This window comes from Ruegeria sp. H3 (genome assembly GCF_056533095.1).
In genome coordinates this window covers 1-22,116 of sequence record NZ_JBQFOD010000025.1, presented here as the reverse complement: position 1 = coordinate 22,116, position 22,116 = coordinate 1, and the positions used below count along the sequence as shown (strand labels likewise).

The following is a 22,116-nucleotide window of genomic DNA, read 5'->3' as shown; positions in this document are numbered from 1 at the left end:
ATAGATTACTCATGTTATACCCCTGAAACTCAGGGGTTTGAATCACGCAGCCGAGATGACGGCAACCAAATTAATGGGTCCAGAACCTAGGCCTTGCGATAAGCACAACTAACACAAGAAAATTATTATTATTTAAAAACAAGAATTTGTGCGAATTATTCTAAAAAATTTGGAGATTTCAATTCTCTCCAGCAGCACCATCAGAATCCACGATAGTTCAGAAGACTCGAAATCGGTGCATTTGACCGGTTTTGCCCTCGTTTGCTTGATAACTTACATGCGATAGTTCTCTACTCCACGTGTCTTGGTACCTGCCAAATAGCCCAATCTCACCTCTTCATGCCTTCGATAGGCAAAACGGAGGGTAATTCGACACGGGTTATCCGCATACCCGCGCTAACGCCTAAAAAAGGCAACCCCTATCGCAAAGCACACAACGTCCCCAGCGACGGTAATCAGCCGGAAAACAGCCGCAGCGATCAGGGCTGAACCGGGTGTCGTAGCGCCACTTAAAATTGCGATGAACGCGGCATCGCGAGGGCCTAAACCGCCTGGCGCACCAGGCGTCGCGTACCCAATCAGCCAAGAGACAACAGCGGCAAGCGCCGCGACACCTATTGGGACATCGTCGATTGCGCTCAGGACCCAGGCGGCGACGGAGCTCATACCCAGAAGAAATGCGATCGCAAGAAACGAAATCAAGAGCAAAGCAGAGAGTGTGAGGCTCTGCTTGATGGCAAAAAAACCTAGTACCAGGATCAGCAGAACAGCGATTGAAATCGTAAGCATAGGCCAGACAGGGCCAACGGCGTCGAACGGTAGAATGTCAAAAGGCACGAACCAAACACCAGTTACCAAGATCACCAAAGCGGCAACGGGTAAGCAAATCAGTTCCACCAAGGTTGCCATGGCCAACTGCTTGTCGCACAGCGTCCCGCCGCGCAGCAAAACAGCGCGTCCCAAAAGGTGGACAACATTGCCGGGTACGTATCGCGCGATTTGAGAGAGAGTGAATGACCGATACGTCCGGCGGCGCGGCTCGGGTCCGAATAGTTGCACGATGCGGTGCCACATCTCGGCCAGCACAAACAGCAACGCTGAATATAGAGCAACCATCACTGCGCAGCGTATTAAGAACCCCTCGGGTGGATCGAAGCTGATCAGCGCGTCCCAATTGCGTGCAATCTCGCGTCCGATGAAAATGACGGACAGCGCCAGAACCAGCAGGCCAAGCCCGCGCACCACTCTTCGACGTAGCACCTTATCCTTGAGCAGATGCGCCACCGGCATCGGCCTATCCCGCCGGTTCGGCGCGCAGGATCGAGGTCTGATCTGGATAAGGCAAGGTCGGAACCAGCCCGCGCAACCTGGTTTCGGACAACCCGCAATCTTTGATCGATTGGCGGTAGCGCGCGCGATGAGAATTGTCGAACACGATGATCCCATCCGGTGCCAGCTTGGGGATTGCATGTTTCAAGCAGGCTGGACGCGCGCGGCCATCCACGACGATCAGATCAAACACACCATCTTCGGCATCGATTGCACTTGCATAGGCCGTAAAATTTGCTCGAGAACCATTGGCTTTTTCTGAAAGATACACAGCGTCAGCGGGCGCTTCACTACTTGCCTCAACCAGTTTGACCTCGGTGGGGCACAAGCCCTCGATCATAGGCAGTTTGGCAGTGACGGCCTTGTACCAAGGCGCGTCATGTTCAACGCTGATCACGGATGCCGCGCGACGGGCCAGCCAAACTGTACTGGCGCCCGATCCATATTCTAAAACGCGAACCGGACGGGAAGCCAGGAATGCGTCCACCTGCTCGATAGCGTCGTAGGTCCACCATGGCACGTCGAGGTTGACCATCGCATCAATATCGTAGATTGCGAACAGGCTGGACATCCAATGCCAGCCGCGCCCTTTGTCACGCCGCCGCTCCAGAAATCCTGCAAGCCCGGTTACCTGGGCCAGCGCCGCCAAGATGCGCAACAGGCTAACATAGATCGACTTTAGCAAACGCATCCTGATCTTAACCCTCCAAATCGGTCGGTGCCCGGCAGATCACGGGCATCTGGTCGGACGGCAGCCCTACGCCTTCGGCCAAACCAATACAGTAGCCGTTGCTCCATGGCGCGAAGAAACTGCCTTCGATCTCGCGGAACATAGCGGTGTACTGAAACGTGGCCATCGCAGTGACTGTCGTTCCAATCAGCGCCGCGGCAAAAACCAGTCGTTTGAAGATGCCTGGCTGATGACCGTTCGAAACACCCGCCAAAACGCGGGATATCCCCAGAAAGCTCAGGAACGCGATGAGCGGCCACAGATCAAAACGGTATCTCAGCGTGATCGTCCCATAAGATAGTGTGACCAGAACGCCAACCAACAAACCGGCGGCCAGCACCAGATGGTCTACACGCCTGACCTGCGTCAAACCGATGGCCGCGAATCCGAACCAAATCAACCAAAGCCACAAAAGCCCGTAACGTGGCCCTTCGACCCTGATATACCCTAGACGATCTTCGGTCGCCCGCTGGAATAGGTTGTACATCGCCATCGAATGGCGATGCGTCAGTTCCAGAGCAGGCAGGTCAAACGCATACAATCCTGCATTCGGTGGAATACGCCCAACATTAAATCGGCCATGTTCGGTAAATGCCTGCGCACGTGGGGAGTCCTGAGGCTCTATCCCCCAGAAAACCGTACCATATTGGGTTTCGCTTACCTCGAACGATCCATGGACTTCGGCAGCGCCGCCGAATCTGAGGGTGTTCAAACCCAGATAGAGCAGCCCCCCGACCCCCAGAATTGCTCCGGCAACCAACGCGGGCAGCAGCATTCGCACACCGTGTTTAATCACGCGCCAGCCGCACAGGGCGGTCAGAGCCACATACAGCCCAATCGCCAGGTTCGGGCGGGCATGCACCGTGATAGCTGCACACAAAGCCAATACCGAAAACGCCAGCAGAGGATGCAGCTTGTCCTGACTAAAGCGCACCCAAACCGCCACAAAGGCACCCGCCGCGCCATATGCCAGCGCGATAGGTTCGTGATAGAGCGATTGATTGACCACAAGCAGGGTCGCAGGTCCGCAAACCCACAAAGCCGCTGCAAAAAAGACTGCCCAACCCTGCGCATTCCTTTGTACCGGTGTCGCGGTTTGAGCAATCAGATCTTTCAGCGCCACCTGATAACCTAGGGTTCCAAATGCTGTCCAAAACCAGATCGAAAACCCGGCCATCGGGATCGACTCGAACGGCCAGGCCCAACCGAACAAAAAGCGCAGAAGCATCGGCCCTGCCCCGTGATAAAGATAACCTTGAGCGTCAGGTGTATAGTGGCCTTCGAACCGCAAGAGCCGGGGCGGTAAATCAAAATGCCCGTTCAGGATGGCGTGATAATAGCCATCGTAGATAGCGCCCCCGAAAAACGGATCAGGGTACAGACCCTGTGCAAACCAGCACAAAACCGCAAGGTAGGCTGAGCCAACAAGGGCGACTATCGCAAACGGTCTGCTTGCCCAGAATGCCACAAATCCCGTTTGCGAAGCGTTATGCACGATCTGCATGCTCCGCCCTTTGCTCCAACTCCCGAACCCGGCGCAACGTCGCTTCGAGCAGGCGCCGGTTTGTGGCAATCGTTTCCGACAGGATCGCAATAATGATCGTGAAGTACCCCATCACCACAAAGGCACCGCCCAGAACAAGCGACTGAACTTTTCCGTCGCCATCCCCCATCAGATAGAAAAAGACGAACCGCGCGATCGGTATGATCCCGATCAGCAGCAGCACCAGCCCGATGGTGGCAAAGGCTTTGAGCGGGCGGTACATGACGTAACTGCGCAAGATGGTCCCCATCTGGCGCGAAATGAAGGACCGCATGGACTTGAACAGACGCGATGGTCGTTCGACCTGATTGACCTCAACAGGGACGGTCACGACGCTCAAGCCCGTCTGTCCAGCATGGATAAGTGTTTCGGTTGTGTAGCTGAATTTGGTCATGACATTGATATGCAACGCCGCATCGCGCGAATAGGCGCGAAACCCCGAAACGGCATCGTTCACCTCTAGCCCCGCAAAGCCCGAAACAACGCGGCTGCCAACCCGTTGCAATATCCGCTTAACGGGTGAGAACGATTGGTTTTCGCCGGGCTTCCGATCTCCGACGACCACGTCAGCCTTCCCAGCCAGAATGGGTGCAATCAGATCAGGGATGGATGCACCGGAATATTGGTTGTCACCATCCGTGTTAACGATGATATCCGCCCCCTGGGCCAAGGCGTTGTCGATCCCTATCTGAAACGAACGAGCAAGCCCTTTGTTGCCGCGGTTGCGAACAACATGCTCAACACCAAGTTCTTTTGAGATCTCACTGGTGCGATCCGTTGATCCGTCATCAATGACCTGAAGCTCGACCACCCCCACGCCAGAGATATCGCGCGGGATGTCGCGAATGACGGCAGGTAAGGTTTCTTCTTCATTCAGACACGGAATCTGAACCACCAGTTTGGGAAGCGCCTTTAGCGTCATTTTGTTCACTCTACCTGCCCGACACGACATTCTGCGATCGCCTGGCGAGTGTTGTCTATTTTCTCTGAGTTGTCACCATCGGCCCAAGAAGCCGAAACCCAACTGCGACCTGATTGCACTGCCGATGACGCCAGGGCCTTAGCCAAGCCCACGAAACACAGGTTACGTTAACAAAGAGGACGACATATTAATCATTGTGTCACAATCGCGCCCAAAACTGTCATGATATTGTAATAGTTCTGCCAGTTTCGCTGTGTAGTTCAACCTTATCCGATCGATCAGTTTACTAGTCAGATTTTAACGAGGGGGTTCATGGTCGGCCAAGGGGGTGGGCATAGTGAGTCCCCATTTTGCGACCATTATGCTCACCCTACCACATAGCCGGGAAGATCAATCCAATTTGTTTCTCTGAGAATGCGGTGTCACACCAAAGCTTGACCTGTACACGCGCGAGAAATGGCCCGGATTTTCAAATCCGCAGGCGAACGCGACCTCGGTAATCGAGGCTTCGGTCTGCAATAGCAGCTTTTGTGCACGCTCCAGCCGCATCTCCATCAGGTATTTCTTGGGTGAGGTGTTCAGGTATTTTCCGAACAAACGTTCAAGCTGGCGCGTTGAGATTCCCAGCCTCTCCGCAATCTCAGACGGCGACACCGGCGTTTCGATACTGTCGCGCATGATCTCTATCGACCTGGCCAGGTGGGAGTTGCGCATACCGTTGCGCGACTGCAGCGAAACGCGTTGCTTTGCGGTTGCATTGCGCACCGCATTGTAGACCATCTGATCGGCCACCGCGACGGCCAGCTCAGCCCCGTGGTCGCGTTCGATTAGATGCAACATCAAATCAGCGGTCGCGGTGCCGCCCGAGGCGGTGATATGCTTCTCATCCGCGACAAAAACACTGCGCACCAGATTGACCTCGGGAAAGGCTTCCATAAAGGCATCGTGGTATTCCCAGTGAATCGCAGCCTGCATCCCGTCCAGAAACCCTGCTTTGGCCAGCACCCAAGCGCCCGAGCACAAGGCACCGATGGATGTGCCCTGTGCGCGCTCACGCCTAAGCGTTGCCAGCAAAGGCCGTGTAACGTGATTGCGCATGTGAATGCCGGACAGAACAAACAGCTGGTTTGTTTTTGGTATGTCATCCAAACCGCCATGAACCAATGTAACCAGCCCATTTGAACAAACCGCGCGCTCACCGTCTTCGGAAATCATAGACCAATCATAAAGCTGCTCTTCACTGACCCAATTGGCAATGCGCAGCGGTTCGACCGCGCATGAAAACGCAAGGTGAGAAAACTCCTCAACCAAAATGAAGGTGATATGCCGCGTCTGACGCATTGGGGCTTCCACTCGAAGGGCCGATTCCGGCCGGAACTATAACAGTGGTTCATGCTGCATTATTTTTTACTGTATACAAGTTGTATTTTTTTCGCATACATATCTGGAGCGCCGAAGCCGCGATTCGAATGCTGCGAAACCTCGGAGGTCAGATGAAAGACGATCCCAAATCTCGGAAAGCCGATTTGATGGAGCATTTGAAAGTCTCGATCCTGACATTGCGCTTTCAGCCGGGCACGGACTTGGATGAGGCGCTTCTGTCGGATGAGTTTGGCCTGTCCAGAACCCCTTTGCGCGAAGTGTTCAGGCAATTGGGGGGCGAAGGCTATCTGGACCTGCGCACCAATCGCAGCGCGCGGGTATCCGAGATGTCCCACACCACCTTGCGCGATTTCTTTCTGGCGGCCCCAATGATCTATGGCGCGGTCCTGCGTCTGGCAGCCCGGAACGCGACGCTTGCGCAAATCGAAGACCTAAAAACTGCTCAGTTGGCGTTTAAAACAGCCCTCCGCTCTGGTTCGGCAGCGGATCGCGCACTCGCCAACAATCGGTTTCATGAACTGACGGGAGAGATGTCGGGCAATGTTTACCTGCTGCCGTCCTTCAACAGATTACTGATTGATCACGCACGGATCGGGATGACGTTCTATCGGCCTCAAACCGCAAAAATGACCGAAAATCTGTCAGAAGCCAGCACCCAGCATGACGCCATCATCGCCGCCATCGAGGCGAACGATGAGGCGGCGGCTGCGCAGCTCGCCGAAAAACACTGGAACCTGTCGCGCGATCAGATCGAACTGTTTGTGATGCCCGACGCCTTGGATGTGCCTTTGGGCCTGTCCCCTCTTTCGAAACCTGCATGAGGACGGAATGAACCCAATTTTCAAGTTTGAGGGGATTTATACCCCGGTGGTCACGCCCTATCACGACGATGGCAGCGTGAATTGGGACGCGCTGGCGCAGGTGATCGAATACCTTATCGAACATGGCGTTCACGGCCTGATCTCGGGTGGGTCGACCGGTGAGAACTATGCCCAGACAGTCGAAGAACGGTTAGAATTGGCACGGTTCGCACATGAACAGCTGAAGGACCGTTTGCCCTTGGTCGTCGGCACTGGCGCGATGCTGACAGCGGATTCGATCGCCTTGGCCTCGGGTGCCCGCGAAATCGGCGCTGATGCCATCCTTCTGGCCAGCCCGCCCTATTCAGTTCCGACCGACCGTGAAAACGCGCTGAACGCGTTGGCCATTGACAAGGCGGCTGACCTGCCCGTGATGCTGTACAACTATCCCCATCGCACGGGCACGATGATGGGCGAAGAGTTTCTGGACCGCATTGGGCGCAGTCGAAATTTTTGTGGCATCAAGGAAAGCTCGGGCGATATCAACCGGGTGCATCTGCTGGCGCGGGATTACCCGCATATTCAACTGGGGTGCGGCATGGATGATCAGGCGCTGGAATTCTTCGCCTGGGGCGCGCCATTCTGGGTCTGCGGCGGATCAAACTTCCTGCCGGTCGAACATGTTGCGCTGTATCAGGCCTGTGTGATCGAAGGTAACTTTACCAAGGGCCGCCGGATCATGTCGGCCATGATGCCACTGATGCGGGTGTTGGAACAGGGCGGCAAGTTCATCCAGACCATCAAGCATGGTGTGACCATGAACGGGATCGACGCAGGCACAATGCGGGCGCCTCTGAAAGGTCTGAACAAGGATGACAAGCGCGCGTTGGAACAGGTGACGCGCGTACTGAAAAAGAAAATCGCAGATATTGTAGCGGAGGGTTAAGGCATGGAACTGCTGACATTGGACGAATACAAATCCATCGCTGCAGGTCTGACCCTGCCCACCGGAGCCTTCATCGACGGTGCATTCCGCCCGGCAATCTCGGGCGACACTTTTGAGACAGTGAACCCTGCCACCGGCGACAAGCTGGCCGATATCGCGGCGTGCGGTGCGGCGGATGTGGACTTTGCCGTCGAAAAGGCGCGTGAGGCATTTGACGATGGGCGCTGGTCCAAACTGCACCCCTCCGACCGCAAGGATGTGTTGATCCGGCTCTGCAAACTAATGACACGCAATGCGAGGGAACTGGCGGTGATGGAAAGCATCGATAGCGGCAAGACCATCTACGATTGCGAAACCGTGGACCTTCCCGAGTCAATCCATTGCCTGAAATGGCATGCCGAAGCGATTGATAAGATCTACGATCAGGTCTCGCCCGCCAGTGATGACCACATTGCCATGGTGGTGCGTGAACCGATTGGGGTTGTGGGGCTGGTACTGCCTTGGAACTTCCCTTTGCTTATGCTGGCGTGGAAGATCGGACCTGCTTTGGCAGCAGGCTGTTCGGTAGTAGTGAAACCAGCAACTGAAACAACGCTGACGGCCCTGCGCCTGGCCGAACTGGCGATGGAAGCGGGCCTTCCGCGGGGCGTTCTGAACATCGTTCCGGGCGGTGGCCCAGAGGTTGGAGAACCCATCGGGCGGCATATGGATATCGATATGGTGTCCTTCACAGGCTCGACCGTGACCGGCAAACGCTTCTTGACCTATTCCGCCGAAAGCAACGCCAAAGAGGTGGTGCTTGAGATGGGAGGCAAAAACCCCGCGATCGTAATGGAGGATGCCGAAAACCTCGACCGCGTGGCGGCCCATGTGGTGAACGGCGCGTTCTGGAACATGGGCGAAAATTGCTCGGCCTCATCGCGGCTGATTGTGCACAAGGATGTAAAGGCAGAGTTGCTGGAACGCATCGCGCATCACGCCAAGCAGTGGAATATCGGCGATCCGTTGGACCCGGAAACACGGTTGGGCGCATTGGTCAGCGAAGGGCACTACACCAAGGTATGCGGGTATTTGGATCAAGCCGAGAATGTGGTTATCGGTGGCAAAGCTGCAGATGGCTTTGTCGAGGCTACAGTGGTCGAGGTTCCCGGAAACGATGCTACCCTGGCGCGCGAGGAGATATTTGGCCCCATCTTGTCGGTGATCGAGGTATCCGGCTTCGACGAAGCCGTCAAAATCGCCAATGACACGGATTATGGCCTCTGCGCTTCAATCTTCACAGCCAACGCCAAACGCGCCATTCGCGGCGCGCGGGCAATCCGTGCGGGTACGGTTACGGTGAACAGCTTCGGCGAGGGTGATATCACAACGCCCTTTGGTGGCTACAAGCAATCAGGCTTTGGTGGGCGCGACAACTCGGTTCATGCCCACGATCAGTACACCCAGCTTAAGACCATCTGGATTGATCTGGCTGATGATGCGGACGAGGCCGTGGATTGACGCGGTTCGAGGCCAAACGGCTTCCTCGGCAAACAGGTCCGGCCGGGTGGAACGCTATTCTGCCCCCTAGGAAGGCTTTGCCAGCGCTCAGCGAGGACTTGAGCGCTGATGTCACCATCGTCGGTGGTGGCTTCGCGGGGCTCAACGCGGCGCGGCGTCTGCATCAGATCGACCCGTCGCTCAGGGTTGTCTTGCTTGAGGCCGGGCATATTGCCGAAGGGTCCGCTGGTCGCAATTCAGGGTTCATGATCGATCTGCCGCATGATCTGGCCTCGGATAATTATGCAGGCGATGCGTTGGAATCGGATCGCGCTGCCATCGCGCTGAATCGCAAAGCCATCGCCTTTGCGACCCATGTTGCCACCGAATGCGATCTGCCGCAGGAAGCCTTTGATCCATGCGGCAAGTTCAATGCAGCCGCAACACCCGGCGGTGACGCCCACAACCTGGAGTTCGCCGAGCATCTGAAGAAGCTGGGCGAGCCACATACGCTGTATGATCGCCAGCAGATCAGTGAGATCACCGGCAGCTCGCATTACACGTCAGCGCTTTATGCACCGGGAACGGTGATGATCCAACCGGCAACCTATGTGCGTGCTTTGGCTAAAACGTTGTCGGAACAGGTGCGGATATTCGAACGCTCTCCGGTCACGGTGTTCGAGAGGCAAGGCAATGGGTGGCTTGTGCAGACGCCCGAGGCAAAGGTCACCACCGGCAGCATCATTTTGGCCAATAATGGCCATCTCGAAAGCTTCGGATTCTATGCCCGGCGCCTGATGCATATCTGTCTCTACGCGTCACTGACGGAACCGATGACGCCCGAACAGATCAAAACGCTCGGCGGACAATCACGCTGGTCTGTTACACCTGCGAACCCAATGGGTACATCGGTCAGGCGCGTTTCAGGCAGCTATGGCGACCGTATTTTGGTCCGCACATCCTCTAGCTTTCATCCTGATCTTGAGACATCTGAGGCGCGGCTAAGCAAGGCTGGCTGCGTGCATGATCGTAAGTTCCGCGAACGGTTCCCACACCTACCCGATCTGAAGATGGAGCATCGTTGGGCCGGGATGTTGTGCCTCAGCCGGAACGGATCCGCTGCGTTTGGGGAGCTTGAAAGTGGTGTCTATTCGGCCTGCTGTCAGAACGGACTGGGCATCGCACGCGGGACGCTACAAGGCATGGGCGTGGCAGAACTCATCCTGCAGGGCAAATCCGAAATCGCCGATCATTTCACCGCACAGCCCACGCCCCCACGCCTACCGCCGGAACCCCTCGCGTCAATTGGCGCAAACAGCTACCTCAAGTGGAAAGAGTGGCGCTCGGGCAAAGAATAACCCGTCAAGGCAAGCTCAGCTTTGCCATCCTACCCCCATCCACCGTATAAACCTGCCCAGTGATAAAGGACGCATCGTCCGATGCCAGAAACGCGACCAAGGCCGCAACCTCTTTGGGCTGTCCTGTGCGACCGACCGGATGAATACCGCCTATGTTGCTACGAAACGCATCGGGATCAGGCATCGAGTCAATATAGTCCAGATTCAGATCGGTATCGATCCAACCGGGCGCAATCGCGTTGCATCGGATACCATCCTTCCCATGATCGACAGCAACCGCACGGGTCAGGCCATGCAACCCCGCCTTTGACGCGCAATAGGCGGCATGACCGGGGTTGCTGCCCAGCCCCTCAATCGATCCGGTATTCACAATGGAACCTTGCGTACTGCGCAGGTGCGGCAGCGCGGCTTTGATCATCATGAAAGGTGCCGTCAGGTTGACAGACAGCGTGCGCTGCCAGTCTTGCAAGCTCATCGCTTCAACCGACGCCTCCTGCATCATACCTGCATTGTTGACCAGAACATCCAGACGTCCGGCCTTGGCGATGACCGCGTCAATCACGCGCTGCGGCGTGGCGGGATCGGTGAAATCTGCGGTGATCCCTTCGAAATCATCATCCGCCCCGCGTTGTGCCGTAAAAACGCGCGCGCCTTCTTGTTGCAGCCGTATCGCGATAGCACGGCCAATGCCGCTGCGACCGCCTGTAACCAGCGCAGTTTTACCTTCAAATCGCGTCATGAAACAGGTTTGCCTCCGTTCACTTCGACCAACGTGCCGCACACATAGCGCGACGCGTCTGACACAAGGAACAGTACGACATCGGCAATGTCTTCGGGCTCGGCGATCCGACCCAATGGTACGGTTTGCCCCAGTTCCGCCACCGCTGTGTCCGGATCAAATCCCCGTTTTTCAAAGCCAGAGCGCAGCATGGGCGTATTCACTTCGTTCGGACAAACCGCATTGATGCGAATGCCCTGGTGCGCGTGATCCATCCCCATACATTGGGTCAAGGACGCAATGGCCGCCTTGGTCATGCAATAGACCGCATGATTAGGCCCCGGACGCAAACCCCAGCATGAGGCCGTGTTGACGATAGCTCCGCCCCCGGCATTGGCCAAGATTGGGATTGCGGCGCGGCAGATGCGAAACTGGGCCTCGACATTTACACCCAGGGACAAAGACCAATCATTGTCTGTCGTCTCGGTTACGGATCCGCGCGTAATGACACCGGCATTGTTGATGACGATGTCCAAACCGCCCAAAGCCGAAGCCGCCGCACTTGGCAGACCGTCCGCATAGTCAGGGTCCAAAAGATCCCCTGGCAAATGCGCTTCGGCACCGATCCCGTCGACATCTCGATCCGCCACTGCGATACGAGCGCCCGCGTCGCGCAAACGCTGCACCAAGGCCATGCCAATTCCACCCGCAGCACCCGTTACAAGCGCCGATTTTCCATTCAGTTCCATATTCTCATCCAATGCATCAGGCAGAGTTCAACCTTTGGCTGTTCCGGTCTTTTCCAGAGTCTGCAATCCTTCTATTCACCGCTATGAGCTGATTGAAAAAGAGCCCGCCTATATGCAGGCGGGCCAGGTCGGGGAGATTGCTTAGTAGCTTTGATTGAGTTCATCCGCTGCCGGTATCTCTCGCTCGCGCCGTGCGATATAGTCCAACAACTCTTCATTCTTGGCGATATCCAGCGTCGGTTCCTGATACTCGGCCAACAACTTACGCGCGTGGTTCAGGGCACGTTCTGTAATCTCAACTTCGCCTTCGGCCACCCATTGTTCGATCGAGTTGTTGTCAAACATCTCAGGCATGAAGAAAGCCGTCTGGAAATTGTCCTGCGTATGCGGATGGCCCAGATAGTGCCCGCCGGGTCCGACGTCTGGAACCGCGGCAAGCGCTTCGTCAAAATCACCCCACTTTGGCCCCTCGGCCATGCGATAGGCCATCGCGCATTGCTCGGCATCGACGATGAATTTGGCAACGGAACAGTGCATCCCGGCCTCGTTCCACCCGGCGCTGTGCCAGATATAGTTCGCGCCCGCATGAATGACCGCGCTCAGCGTTGTGGCCGACTCATACCCCGCCTGCGCATCAAAGGTTTTGGCCCCGCCCAAAGTGTTCGATGTACGCCAAGGCACGTCGTAGTATCGCGCCATCTGACCGATCATGAAGTTCATCAGGCTGATTTCCGGCGTGCCAGCCATCGGGGCGCCGGACTTCATGGACACGGTCGACAGATAATGGCCATAGATCGCCGGAGCCCCTTTGCGGATCACTTGCGTGTAAGCCAGCGCACTCAGCGCTTCAGCGTTCAGTTGTGCGACCGTCGCGGGAACGGAGGCAGGTGTGTTAGCCCCGCCCAAAACGAACGGAGAGCACAAAACCGGCTGATTGCGACGACAGAAGGCCCGCATTGCCCCCAGCATCGTCTCATCCCAGACCAACGGCGAATTGCCGTTGCAATTGCCGGTGGTGACTGGGTGATCCTCAAGGAAATCCTCGCCAAACAGGATCGCGCACATGTCCATCACGTCCTCGGCATTCTTGGGGCTGGTCGTCATGCCCATGAACGTCTTGTCCGAATGTTTCATCGACGAATAGGTGATACGCAGATGCCGTTGGCTGATCGGGTGATCATACGGTTCGACGATGTGATGCGCCGAGGAATGCAGCGCCGGCATCATGTGGCTGAGTTTGTGAAACATTGCCAAATCGTCCAGTGTTGGATTCCTGCGCACATCGTCCAGATCGCGCAGGAACGGTGCACCGGTCATTGGCACAAAGATCGAGTGCCTTCCCCCCAGCCGCACGTTTTTTTGCGGATCACGCGCTTGATATGTGAAATCCGACGGGATGGTTGCGATCAACTCGCGCACCAGGCCACGATCCAAATAGACCAACTCACCTTCGACTTTGGCCCCTGCCCGCTTCCAGTCTTCCAGGGCGATTGGGTCGCGGAACTGCACGCCTACGTTTTCAAGGATATCCATCGATGCGCCGTCGATGCGCTCAACTTGGCTTCCGTCCATCACTTCGCACAGAGGGATGCCGCGGGTCAGTCCTGGCAGCATCTCGAAGTTTGGAGCGGTACGTATGGCGCGGCGTGCCGAGCGCCCACCGGCGCGTGTCGTAGTACGCATGTTCACGGGGCAATCCTCCTTCTTCCCGCTTACTTTGGCGGGATCAATCGGGGATTACCTCTCTGATTGCGATATGTGATTGCAGGAAGCGACACGAAAAACGCCGCCCAAGGGGGCGGCGTTCTGGTTTTGTATATTCAGGCTTGAAGCTTATTCAGCGGCCTGCGCGTTTGTGGCTTCGTGTTTGTCGCGTTGACCGTCGCGGAACAGTGCCTTGGCCAGCGAGATGCACATCAGCCCCATCACCATCGTGAACGGAAGCGCGCCGATGATCATAGCATTGCGCAAAGCGTCCATCGGATTGTTGTCACCTGCGGCCAGGATCAGCGCACCGATTACGGCCGTCAGGATGACACCCCAGATGATACGATGCTTGATCCCGGTTTCCTGGCTGCCACCCGACATGATGGTGTTCATCACCAGAATGCCCGAGTCCGCCGAGGTTACCAGGAAGGTCATGATCAGGATCACGCACATGACATTCAGCATGGACAGCAGCCCACCATCGATCATGTAGGACAGCGTCACAAACAGCTTGTTGGTGTTCGATGCACCAATGATCGCACCTTCAGCAGCGCCTGCCAGTTCCAGATCAATCGCAGTGCCACCCAGAACGGTCATCCATGCAAAGCACACCAGCGCTGGTGCGAAGACACAGCCCAAGATGAACTCACGCACCGAACGACCCTTGGAGATACGCGCCAGGAACAGGCCCACGAAGGGCGAGAACGCGATCCACCAGGCCCAGTAGAACGTGGTCCAACCGGCCTGCCATCCGAACTGGCGGCCCTGTTCACCAGCTGCGTAGACTGCAGCCAGCGTCTCGGCATCCAGCTCGGCGGCTGCACCTGTCAGGCCATCCTTGAAGCCATCAAAGCTGCCCCAGGCATTGGTCGCGCCTGCCATCAGATCACCAGCCATCGGCTGTGCCGCTTCCGGCAGACCAGCGGCGAAGGCATCCGCAGACATTGGACCATAGGCGCTAAAGCTCAGTGACAGGAAGTGAAGGATGTAGTCCACCATCGCTGTACCATAGGTGGTCATCGCGAAGACGAACGACCCAAACACTACGAATGTTCCCAACAGGATGATCGACAGAACCAGGTTGAGGTTCGACAGGTACTTAACCCCGCGCCCAACACCTGAAACCGCCGAGATGATCGACAGGCTCATGATGACCAGCAGACCCGAGATCAGACCCACTTTGCTTGGCGTCGGGACTTCGCCACCCAGGTCCATCACCCATTGCATACCGGTGATCGCGTATACACCATCGATGAATTGGCTGACGCCATATCCAATCGTCACCGAGACGCCGAGGATTGTCGCCACAACACCCAGAACGTCGACCACATGACCCAGGAACCCGTTCATCAGGCGACCGAACAAGGGTGTCAGCGCCGACCGGATGGTCAGTGGCATGTTGCGGGTATAGGCGTAGTAAGCCAGCGACAGGCCGGTCACCACGTAAATGGCCCAGGCATGGAAACCATAATGCAGGTAGGTAAAGCGATAAGCCGACTGCAAGGCTTCGGGGCTGTTACCCTCGACCGCGCCCGAGACAACAACGGGGTTCGAACCCCACAGACCCAGCGGTTCAGCCGTTGCAAAGACCATCAGCCCGACGCCCAAACCGGCGCCGAACATCATCGAAAACCATGAGAAGTTCGAGAACTCGGGCTTTTCACCCGGTGTACCCATGATCCGCTTACCGGTTGAAGGAATAATGGCGACGATCGCCAGAAAGAAGAAGAACAGGCCAACAATAATCACATAAAAACTATTGAAGCTTTCCAGCAAGCGGCCGTTCCAGCTGCCCAACGTGCTGTTGGCATTCGCGGGGAAAACCAGCGCCCACAGCACAAGAGCCACCATGATGCCCTTACTGATCAGCGCAATCGGCACGCTGTAATTTTCATAGAAACCGGCATCAGCCGTTTCTATCTCAAGATCCGTGAATGGTTCAGGTACCGACATATCTCTCCTCCGTGTTGTCGATCCGAGGGGACGGAGAGCTGCCGCAGGAGCGATGCCCTCTCATTATTCTTCAAGTTATCGTTTGCTTACTGCTTCCCAAGCCGTGTGTTCAGACGCGCCTACAGTTCTTGTTTTCTTGGAATACGCCCACGAGGCTTCACCGTTCCTTGATTCGCGATAGCGACAATTCAGACCCGCATTTTCAGGTCGTTGGTGAAGCGGCCCACAGTTTCGGCGAGTGTGTTTCGTGTTCTCTGCCGAATGTGATCCAAGTTCTTCTTTTTGCCTAAAGCGCCCCTTGCTAAATTGTCGCACCAAAACCGACCTTTTTACAGGTTTAGACGACCCATGGATCGTAGCTCCGGCAATTTGCAGCATTCTCGATGCATCAATTGCTTTCTTTCAATGGCAAAAATTTTCATAGTCACGCGAACAAGACTAATCCGTAATCAGCCAGGTCCTGATGTCCCGACGCCACTATAAACTGCCGCCTCTGACCACCCTTGCTGCTTTCGAAGCCGCGGCGCGCCACCTCAGCTTTAAAAACGCCGCCGAAGAGCTTTCGGTGACGCCAGGAGCGGTCAGCCATCAGATCAAAGCACTCGAAGGGTATCTGGAGGCACCGCTGTTCCAGCGCAAACACCGCAGCGTTGATCTGACCGATGACGGCAAAGCATTGTACGAGGCGCTGTCGACCTCATTCGCCCGTATCTCAAAGACCCTGTCTACCATACGGGATCGCTCGCTTGGCGGAAAAGTGACCGTGGGCTCAACCACTGCCGTTGCAGCCCTTTGGCTGTCCCCATCGGTGATCAGGTTCTGGCGAGACGCGCCCGAGATCAGCGTTGACCAGATCTCGCAGGACCGGCCTTTTCGGGATCGTCCTGACCTGGATTTCTTTATCCGCTACGGGCGCGACAGCGATCCCAGCCTGGACCACACCCCGCTATATCGTGACAACCTGATCCCGGTCGGCAGCCCGGAGCTGGCCGAGCGCCTGAACCGAACAGGGTTAAAGGATATTGCAGCCCAACGCCTGATACATCTTGATTCCGAAGACAACAGCTGGACCACATGGCCAGATTGGTTCCGCGAACTGGGTTATGAGGAACGACTGACATCCGAGGCGCGGGTCAACAGCTATTCGGTCGCTTTGCAACTGGCCCGTAAAGGGGCTGGTCTGGTACTGGGGTGGCAGCGGTTGATTCAGCCCATGTTGCAGTCAGGCAAACTGGTTCCCATCGGCTCACATTATCTGACGGCACCCAACCAGTTTTACCTTGTCGGTCGGCCAGATGATGAGCTGTCCGACAACGCCCGAGCGCTCAAAGATTGGATCATTCAAGAGGTGCGCGAAGGGACGGTTTAATTCAACTCAACCTGTGATGAGGTTTTCTGATATTGATGAAAACCCATTCTGTCCGCCAATAGGTTTTGCAATGCAATCCAGCCGCAGGAGAGCCTGATGAACAAACATAGCCCGCTTTCGTCGGTTCTGGCCGATGTGAACACCGCCAACGGCCTGCCAAACGAACACTATGTCGACCCCGGCGTTTTCGCCGAGGAGCGACAATCGGTTCTTTATGCAAACTGGTCCGGCATTGGATTTGGCAAAGACGTCCCAGAACCCGGTGATGCAAAACCGGTGGATTTTCTGGGCATGCCCCTGCTGATCGTCCGTGACCGTGATGGCGAGATTGGCGTGTTTCAAAACACCTGCCGCCACCGCGGGATGATCCTTGTGGATGCACCCAAGAAAATCGGCGGCGCCATTCGCTGCCCCTATCACAGCTGGTGTTACAGCCTGAAAGGCGAGCTGCGTGCGACACCCCATGTCGGCGGCCCTGGTCAGAACAAACATGAAGATGTCAAAAACGAAGACCTTGGGCTGGTGCGTATCCGTTCGCATGTGTGGCGCGATGTGATCTTTGTGAATGTCGACGGCAATGCCCCGGCCTTTGAGGATGCGCATGGAGAATTGCTGGAACGCTGGAGAGAATTCGAAACTCCCCTGTTTCATGGCGGCGATGAATCCTCGTTGAAACTTGAGGTCAAAACCAACTGGAAGCTGGCGGTTGAAAACTATTGCGAAAGCTATCACCTGCCGTGGGTCCATCCGGGGCTCAACAGCTATTCCCGGCTGGAAGATCACTACAACATCGAAAAGCGCGGGCATTATTCGGGTCAGGGCACGTTGGTCTATCGGCAGTTGACCGATCAGGATGGCGCAACAATGCCTGATTTTCCGGGCCTCAGCGACAAATGGGATGAAGGCGCGGAATACATCGCTCTATACCCGAACGTCTTGCTGGGCGTTCAGCGCGATCACAGCTTTGCAATCATCCTGGAACCTGTCGATCAGGGCAATACGGTTGAGCATATCGAGCTCTACTATGCCAAAAGCGAGGCTGATACACCCGAACATGACGGGCTGCGCGCCTCGAATGCACAACTATGGAAAACCGTTTTCGAAGAAGACGTTTTTGTCGTCGAAGGCATGCAAAAAGGGCGACATGGTATGCTGTTTGATGGCGGCCGGTTCTCGCCAGCGATGGATGGCCCAACGCACAACTTCCACCACTGGGTGGCAACGCAGATCGAGAACGGACGCTCCGAATAATCTCGACATCGCAGGTGGAGTTAGCAGAAATGGACAGGGCAACGCTGGATGACTTGTTGCTGGATGCGCATTCGCGCAATAATCCAGCTGCCCTCGTCACATATTACACGATGGCCGCAGATGAGCGCGAAGCCGCAGGCGACATCGACGCGGCTTGTTTTTTCCTGACCCATGCCTTTGTTTTCGCGCTCGAGCATGGCGCGCCCGAGGCCGACGGTCTCAATCAGCGTCTGGTGCGCCATGGTCGGGCTGATCGCCTAAAGCTCTGATCTCCGCAATGCCGCCCGCCGCATTTTGAGATGCGCCCGGCGTTTTGACCCGAACAAACGACAGCTTGCTTCTTACCTCAGCATCCTTATCTATGCTGGGATGATCTCCATATGGTTGTGCTAAGGGGCGAAGGCTTGGATCAAAAAACGGATATGTTGATCATAGGCGCAGGCATCGCCGGGATGACCATGGCGCTTGAGGCGCGCAAACTGGGCATCCGAGACATCACCATTCTGGAAAAGGCCGATGATATCGGTGGGACATGGCGAGAAAACACATATCCCGGAGTTGCCTGCGATGTGCCTTCGCACCTTTACAGCATGGCATCTCATCCCAACCCGGACTGGAGTCAGGTTTACGCAGGCGGGGCCGAAATACAGGCTTATCTTCGAGACATTGCGCAAAAAGAAAACCTGTATCACCTCTGCCAATTCAACCATCGCCTGAAATCCGCCGAATGGCGCAGCGATCATTGGTACGTTGAAACCGATGACGGACAACGCTGGACCGCTCAGTTTCTGGTTTCGGCCATCGGGGCGTTGCACATTCCCAAAACCCCCAAAATTCCAGGCGCCGACAGTTTTACAGGACCCAGCTTTCATTCCGCCCAGTGGGATCACGATGTTGATCTGACCGGAGCGAATATAGCTGTTGTTGGCACCGGCGCTTCAGCTATCCAGTTTGTCCCGGAAATCGCCAAAATCGCGAAGCGGGTAACTGTCTTCCAACGCAGCGCCCCCTACGTGCTGCCGCGCATGGATGGATCGGTCGCGCCATGGGTCAGACGGCTGTATCGGCGGGTTCCTGTGCTGGCGCGGATAAGGCGAAACCTGATCTTTGCCTATTTCGAATTCCGCCACCGCGTGTTCCGGCGCGAGAAGCTGATGGTGAAATACGCCATGCATCTTTGGCACAAAGCGTTGTATTCCGCAGTTTCGGACCCGGCAGAGCGGGAGAAGCTGACACCGAACTACCAAATCGGATGCAAACGGATCCTCAGCTCGAATGAGTGGTACCCAGCCCTGATGCGCGACAATGTCGATGTCATCCCATCGGGCGTGGCGGCGATTGAGGGTGATACGATCACAGCCAGCGATGGGACAAAAGTAAAGGCCGATGTCTTGGTCTGGGGGACCGGTTTTCACGTAACCGATATTGCGGAACGTCTGGACATTACAGGCGCAGACGATCTGACGCTGCGCGACGCCTGGTTAGACGGGATGCAAGCCCACCTGGGCACTGCAGTCGCCGGGTTCCCGAACTTTTTCATACTTTTAGGACCGCATACAACACTGGCCCACAACTCGGTCATTTTGATGATCGAGGCGCAGGTGCGCCATATCGGCGAAGTGCTTACGTCGATGTCGGATCAAGGCCTTCGCACAATCAACCCGCATGCGGAAAAGCAGGCCGCATTTACAAAGGAAATGCAGGATCGGCACGCAGACGCTGTTTGGCAAGACGGTGGTTGCACATCGTGGTATCAGGATGCCAAAGGCCACAATACGGCCCTGTGGCCCGGAACCGCTGCTGAGTTCCAGAAACGCATGGCCGCCGCAGGCATCGAACACTATATGCCCTTGCCCGACGCAAAAGGAGACTGATGAGATGACAATTGTTCTAAGCTTGCTGGCGCTTCTCGTGGTCTTTCTTTTGGGCATGCACCTCTGGACGCGGCATCTGACCAAGGTTGGCCTTCAGACCGTTCCTCAATTGGGCCAGATCATCCCGGTTTCGGGCGGTAGTATTCACTACGTCGAAAAAGGTGACCCCAACGCACAAACGATTGTAATGATCCACGGACTGGCCGGGCAATTGCAGCACTTCACCTATGGGCTGATGGATGAGCTTGCGGATGAGTATCACGTGATCGCCTTGGATCGATCAGGTTGTGGATATTCCACCCGCGACACGGCCGAGATGGGCCGTTTGCCGGAACAAGCCCGCATGATCACCGAATTCCTCGATGCCAAGGGCGTCACGGACGCCGTAATGGTCGGGCATTCACTGGGCGGAGCGGTCTCACTTGCCATCGCTCTGGACTACCCAGACCGCGTGTCTAGCCTGGCCTTGCTTGCGCCCTTGACCCATCAAATGCCAAAGCCGCCAGAGGTGTTTAAGTCCCTCGAAATCCGCACGGCCTGGATACGCCGCCTGATCGGAAACACCTTGGCTGTTCCCATTGCGTCCAAGACCGCACCCCATGTCTTGCAGGTGGCCTTTGACCCCGAAACAGCCCCTGATGATTTCCTGGAACGCGCTGGCGGTGCGCTTGGCTTACGCCCATCAGCCTTTATCACCGCATCTCAGGATCTTGTCGGGGTAGATGACAGCATCGCAGCCCAAAGCGCGCGCTATCCCGAGCTGAAAACACCCGGAGGTGTTTTGTACGGTTCACAGGATACGATCCTGTCCCCTGCAATGCATGGGCCGCAAATGCAGCAGTTCGGATTGACATATCAAGAGGTTGACGGCCTGGGTCATATGACACCCATCACCGTGCCAGAAACATGCGCCGATTTCATACGCAAGGTGATCCAGAATGCTGCGCAGGCGGACAATACATCAACTGATGTCGGTTGAGGTTAGATCAGAAAAATTCCCTCTCGAACCGACCATTTCCCCCTTGACCCTCTCCAACGGCTCGCTTACATCGCCTCTCACTCATGGCGGAGTAGCTCAGTTGGTTAGAGCAGCGGAATCATAATCCGCGTGTCGGGGGTTCAAGTCCCTCCTCCGCTACCACAACCTCATCCAGACCTGCCCAGAGGCGTCCACAAAGCCATTCAATTGCGGTAACTTAGCTGCATCCTACTGTGTTGCCCGTACAAAACCCATAGAGACAAATCCATGCAATGTGGGGGTCAAAACGGGGTTTGATTTGGGTGTAACCATAAAACTCACGATACTGAACATCAGGAAAGAAAAGTCTGCCGACAGGGTCAAAAAGTTTTAAGGTGGGCGCTGGCTGGTGCTGGTAGTCAAACCCAACGGGGCAACGCATTGGAAACTTCGGGCGCGAAAAGTCGTTGGCTGCGCACGGCATCACCGCAGAGGGAAAGAACCCGACTATCGAAAGTCACAAGGATTAGACCCACGCCGAGGTGATAAGCGAGGCGGCCTTTATGGATATGACGCAGGCTTTTCTCGTCAACAAGACCCGCAGTTGTGCGGGCTACAAAAAACCGCTTCACCAATCACATCACCAAGGACGTCTGGCCAGTCAACGGGCAAATGCTCATAGACCAGATCGAAGTCATTGACCTGCTAACGGCAGTCAATCGCATCGTCGACAAAGTTGCTATCGACACCGCCAGACGGGTCACGGCAACGATCGGTCAGGTGTTGACGTTTAGCATCGCAATAGGACTGTTTCGAACCAACCCGGTCACGGGCATGACCGCTGCGCAGCCCTGCGCTTACCGACTCCGACGTTTTTACCCGTTCAACAGAACGCTGTTACGCCTGCTTCATGTATTGTGCCGGATAAATTGGATGGGTCACTCCGCTGCCACTGCGCCTAGGCTCCAGACTCATTGATTTACAGCCAGAACAGTACGGTAGCTGCTAGAGCGATGGCCGAAAGGAATACCTTTGGGCATCTGTCAT

General features: G+C 56.0%; 18 protein-coding genes, 1 tRNA gene and 1 pseudogene. 11 read left to right on the top strand and 9 right to left on the bottom strand.

The genetic code is table 11. From position 1 onward, the window contains the following. Positions 1-396: 396 nt before the first annotated feature. The 5 genes from ACR0JE_RS19210 to ACR0JE_RS19190 form a co-directional block, all read right to left on the bottom strand. Positions 397-1,290 (bottom strand): hypothetical protein, encoded by an 894-nt coding sequence (locus ACR0JE_RS19210; RefSeq protein ID WP_480865294.1) that lies wholly within the window; start codon positions 1,288-1,290, stop codon positions 397-399. A gap of 4 nt (positions 1,291-1,294) precedes the next feature. Then, positions 1,295-2,020, bottom strand: a complete 726-nt coding sequence (locus tag ACR0JE_RS19205; protein ID WP_480865293.1) for a class I SAM-dependent methyltransferase — start codon at positions 2,018-2,020, stop codon at positions 1,295-1,297. 7 nt (positions 2,021-2,027) lie between these two features. After that, positions 2,028-3,563: a hypothetical protein gene (locus tag ACR0JE_RS19200; RefSeq protein ID WP_480865292.1), complete on the bottom strand. Its 1,536-nt coding sequence runs from the start codon at positions 3,561-3,563 to the stop codon at positions 2,028-2,030. Beyond that, a complete protein-coding gene (locus ACR0JE_RS19195) occupies positions 3,547-4,524 on the bottom strand; it encodes a glycosyltransferase family 2 protein (RefSeq protein WP_480828229.1) in 978 nt (325 codons plus the stop codon). Before ACR0JE_RS19195 ends, ACR0JE_RS19200 begins: the two co-directional genes overlap by 17 nt. A gap of 390 nt (positions 4,525-4,914) precedes the next feature. Continuing rightward, positions 4,915-5,865, bottom strand: a complete 951-nt coding sequence (locus tag ACR0JE_RS19190; RefSeq protein WP_480545079.1) for a GlxA family transcriptional regulator — start codon at positions 5,863-5,865, stop codon at positions 4,915-4,917. A gap of 152 nt (positions 5,866-6,017) precedes the next feature. On the opposite strand from ACR0JE_RS19190, the gene ACR0JE_RS19185 reads away from it, so the two are divergent. The 4 genes from ACR0JE_RS19185 to ACR0JE_RS19170 all read left to right on the top strand — a co-directional run bounded on the left by ACR0JE_RS19185 (position 6,018) and on the right by ACR0JE_RS19170 (position 10,490). Continuing rightward, positions 6,018-6,728 (top strand): GntR family transcriptional regulator, encoded by a 711-nt coding sequence (locus ACR0JE_RS19185; RefSeq protein WP_480545078.1) that lies wholly within the window; start codon positions 6,018-6,020, stop codon positions 6,726-6,728. 7 nt (positions 6,729-6,735) lie between these two features. Further along, positions 6,736-7,653 (top strand): dihydrodipicolinate synthase family protein, encoded by a 918-nt coding sequence (locus tag ACR0JE_RS19180; RefSeq protein ID WP_480551296.1) that lies wholly within the window; start codon positions 6,736-6,738, stop codon positions 7,651-7,653. 3 nt (positions 7,654-7,656) lie between these two features. Then, positions 7,657-9,153: an aldehyde dehydrogenase gene (locus ACR0JE_RS19175; protein ID WP_480865291.1), complete on the top strand. Its 1,497-nt coding sequence runs from the start codon at positions 7,657-7,659 to the stop codon at positions 9,151-9,153. 98 nt (positions 9,154-9,251) lie between these two features. Beyond that, positions 9,252-10,490 carry an NAD(P)/FAD-dependent oxidoreductase gene (locus ACR0JE_RS19170; protein WP_480865289.1) on the top strand — a complete coding sequence of 413 codons (1,239 nt, stop codon included), beginning with the start codon at positions 9,252-9,254 and terminating at the stop codon, positions 10,488-10,490. Between the two features lie 4 nt (positions 10,491-10,494). On the opposite strand, the gene ACR0JE_RS19165 is transcribed toward ACR0JE_RS19170, so the two are convergent. From ACR0JE_RS19165 to ACR0JE_RS19150, 4 genes are all read right to left on the bottom strand, one after another. After that, on the bottom strand, positions 10,495-11,229 hold the full coding sequence (locus ACR0JE_RS19165) for an SDR family NAD(P)-dependent oxidoreductase (RefSeq protein ID WP_480865288.1): 735 nt from the start codon (positions 11,227-11,229) through the stop codon (positions 10,495-10,497). Continuing rightward, a complete protein-coding gene (locus ACR0JE_RS19160) occupies positions 11,226-11,957 on the bottom strand; it encodes an SDR family NAD(P)-dependent oxidoreductase (protein WP_480865287.1) in 732 nt (243 codons plus the stop codon). The genes ACR0JE_RS19165 and ACR0JE_RS19160 overlap by 4 nt, the downstream gene beginning before the upstream one ends. Positions 11,958-12,098: 141 nt before the next feature. After that, complete coding sequence (locus ACR0JE_RS19155; RefSeq protein ID WP_480865286.1) at positions 12,099-13,640, bottom strand: trimethylamine methyltransferase family protein; 1,542 nt, start codon at positions 13,638-13,640, stop codon at positions 12,099-12,101. 150 nt (positions 13,641-13,790) lie between these two features. Continuing rightward, entirely contained in the window at positions 13,791-15,617 is a 1,827-nt protein-coding gene (locus ACR0JE_RS19150; protein WP_480545071.1) for a BCCT family transporter, read from the bottom strand. Positions 15,618-16,080: 463 nt separating this feature from the next. On the opposite strand from ACR0JE_RS19150, the gene ACR0JE_RS19145 reads away from it, so the two are divergent. The 7 genes and pseudogenes from ACR0JE_RS19145 to ACR0JE_RS19115 all read left to right on the top strand — a co-directional run. Further along, complete coding sequence (locus ACR0JE_RS19145; protein ID WP_480865285.1) at positions 16,081-16,986, top strand: LysR substrate-binding domain-containing protein; 906 nt, start codon at positions 16,081-16,083, stop codon at positions 16,984-16,986. Between the two features lie 96 nt (positions 16,987-17,082). Beyond that, positions 17,083-18,237 (top strand): aromatic ring-hydroxylating oxygenase subunit alpha, encoded by a 1,155-nt coding sequence (locus ACR0JE_RS19140; protein ID WP_480865284.1) that lies wholly within the window; start codon positions 17,083-17,085, stop codon positions 18,235-18,237. 29 nt (positions 18,238-18,266) lie between these two features. Beyond that, complete coding sequence (locus ACR0JE_RS19135) at positions 18,267-18,506, top strand: hypothetical protein (protein ID WP_480828189.1); 240 nt, start codon at positions 18,267-18,269, stop codon at positions 18,504-18,506. 135 nt (positions 18,507-18,641) lie between these two features. Continuing rightward, positions 18,642-20,111 carry a flavin-containing monooxygenase gene (locus ACR0JE_RS19130; protein ID WP_480865283.1) on the top strand — a complete coding sequence of 490 codons (1,470 nt, stop codon included), beginning with the start codon at positions 18,642-18,644 and terminating at the stop codon, positions 20,109-20,111. A 4-nt stretch (positions 20,112-20,115) separates the two neighbouring features. Further along, on the top strand, positions 20,116-21,090 hold the full coding sequence (locus tag ACR0JE_RS19125; RefSeq protein ID WP_480865282.1) for an alpha/beta fold hydrolase: 975 nt from the start codon (positions 20,116-20,118) through the stop codon (positions 21,088-21,090). An 85-nt stretch (positions 21,091-21,175) separates the two neighbouring features. After that, positions 21,176-21,252, top strand: a tRNA-Met gene (locus ACR0JE_RS19120). Between the two features lie 411 nt (positions 21,253-21,663). Beyond that, a pseudogene (locus ACR0JE_RS19115) lies at positions 21,664-22,047 on the top strand (phage integrase central domain-containing protein); the annotation flags it as partial. Positions 22,048-22,116 lie beyond the last annotated feature (69 nt).